Annotated in this window: 1 protein-coding gene; it reads left to right on the plus strand. The window is 49.8% G+C overall.

The window, feature by feature from the left end; genetic code table 11:
* Window positions 1-573: 573 nt before the first annotated feature.
* A complete protein-coding gene (tet(W), locus tag ACW4QM_RS11390; protein ID WP_009305318.1) occupies window positions 574-2,493 on the plus strand; it encodes a tetracycline resistance ribosomal protection protein Tet(W) in 1,920 nt (639 codons plus the stop codon).
* Window positions 2,494-2,725: the final 232 nt, after the last annotated feature.

The raw sequence follows: 2,725 nt of genomic DNA on the forward strand, positions 1-2,725 counted from the left end.
CCCAAAGTGGAAAGGGTGCTCCGCCATTTGTTCATGGCCGACGCGAGTTTCCGCAGCTCGAGGAAGCGAGATAATCCCTATACTGGTTGACTGTCAAATTTGTATTTAGTAAAATGCAGACAACACCACGGATCGGCTTTTGGTTGGACAATTCCAACCAAACACCACAGCAGACAGCAGAAAACATTCTGAACGCTAGGAAGCCGGTATGATTGTTACATATAAGGGGAAGAAAAATTTCTTTTAGGTACTTGCTTTCCTAAAACTGATGTGATACAATGATTTAATCCAGAAAAGGAGTAAAAAATATGCGGCAAGGTATTCTTAAATAAAACTATAATCAAATAGTGGGAACAAAGGATTATGATAGCTCCTTTTGTAGGGGCTTAGTTTTTTGTACCCAATTTAAGAATACTTTTGCCTTATCAATTTTGACATATCCCCAAAAACAGCAATCACAAACAGGTGTATGCTGTATATGTGTATGTCCGCAACTTATAATCCCCAGTGGTAAAAGTATTTTACTGCTGGGGATTTTTATGCCCTTTGGGGCTGTAAAGGGAGGACAATCACATGAAAATAATCAATATTGGAATTCTTGCCCATGTAGACGCTGGAAAGACGACCTTGACGGAGAGCCTGCTATATGCCAGCGGAGCCATTTCAGAACCGGGGAGCGTCGAAAAAGGGACAACGAGGACGGACACCATGTTTTTGGAGCGGCAGCGTGGGATTACCATTCAAGCGGCAGTCACTTCCTTCCAGTGGCACAGATGTAAAGTTAACATTGTGGATACGCCCGGCCACATGGATTTTTTGGCGGAGGTGTACCGCTCTTTGGCTGTTTTAGATGGGGCCATCTTGGTGATCTCCGCTAAAGATGGCGTGCAGGCCCAGACCCGTATTCTGTTCCATGCCCTGCGGAAAATGAACATTCCCACCGTTATCTTTATCAACAAGATCGACCAGGCTGGCGTTGATTTGCAGAGCGTGGTTCAGTCTGTTCGGGATAAGCTCTCCGCCGATATTATCATCAAGCAGACGGTGTCGCTGTCCCCGGAAATAGTCCTGGAGGAAAATACCGACATAGAAGCATGGGATGCGGTCATCGAAAATAACGATGAATTATTGGAAAAGTATATCGCAGGAGAACCAATCAGCCGGGAAAAACTTGCGCGGGAGGAACAGCAGCGGGTTCAAGACGCCTCCCTGTTCCCAGTCTATCATGGCAGCGCCAAAAATGGCCTTGGCATTCAACCGTTGATGGATGCGGTGACAGGGCTGTTCCAACCGATTGGGGAACAGGGGGGCGCCGCCCTATGCGGCAGCGTTTTCAAGGTTGAGTACACCGATTGCGGCCAGCGGCGTGTCTATCTACGGTTATACAGCGGAACGCTGCGCCTGCGGGATACGGTGGCCCTGGCCGGGAGAGAAAAGCTGAAAATCACAGAGATGCGTATTCCATCCAAAGGGGAAATTGTTCGGACAGACACCGCTTATCAGGGTGAAATTGTTATCCTTCCCAGCGACAGCGTGAGGTTAAACGATGTATTAGGGGACCAAACCCGGCTCCCTCGTAAAAGGTGGCGCGAGGACCCCCTCCCCATGCTGCGGACGGCGATTGCGCCGAAAACGGCAGCGCAAAGAGAACGGCTGCTGGACGCTCTTACGCAACTTGCGGATACTGACCCGCTTTTGCGTTGCGAAGTGGATTCCATCACCCATGAGATCATTCTTTCTTTTTTGGGCCGGGTGCAGTTGGAGGTTGTTTCCGCTTTGCTGTCGGAAAAATACAAGCTTGAAACAGTGGTAAAGGAACCCTCCGTCATTTATATGGAGCGGCCGCTCAAAGCAGCCAGCCACACCATCCATATCGAGGTGCCGCCCAACCCGTTTTGGGCATCCATAGGACTGTCTGTTACACCACTCTCGCTTGGCTCCGGTGTACAATACGAGAGCCGGGTTTCGCTGGGATACTTGAACCAGAGTTTTCAAAACGCTGTCAGGGATGGTATCCGTTACGGGCTGGAGCAGGGCTTGTTCGGCTGGAACGTAACGGACTGTAAGATTTGCTTTGAATACGGGCTTTATTACAGTCCGGTCAGCACGCCGGCGGACTTCCGCTCATTGGCCCCGATTGTATTGGAACAGGCATTGAAGGAATCGGGGACGCAGCTGCTGGAACCTTATCTCTCCTTCATCCTCTATGCGCCCCAGGAATACCTTTCCAGGGCTTATCATGATGCACCGAAATACTGTGCCACCATCGAAACGGCCCAGGTAAAAAAGGATGAAGTTGTCTTTACTGGCGAGATTCCCGCCCGCTGTATACAGGCATACCGTACTGATCTGGCCTTTTACACCAACGGGCGGAGCGTATGCCTTACAGAGCTGAAAGGATATCAGGCCGCTGTCGGTCAGCCGGTCATCCAGCCCCGCCGTCCAAACAGCCGCCTGGACAAGGTGCGCCATATGTTTCAGAAGGTAATGTAAAGATACATAATCGTCAAGACGGCAACAATCAGAAGTTATGGAGGGTAACAATGGAATATAGTAAGGAAGATTTAATGGAAGCAAAAAAGCAAATTTGGGGAGTGGGAGAGAACATGGGAACAGAGGAAAGTAAAATCCGACAGTCAACCAGTGTAGGGATGAGGGCGTGCTCATCTAGCCGCCGCGGCAGGGTGGTACAATCACGCTGCCAAACGTAGATTTGCGCGGGTGC

The organism is Adlercreutzia sp. CNCM I-6207, assembly GCF_977072305.1.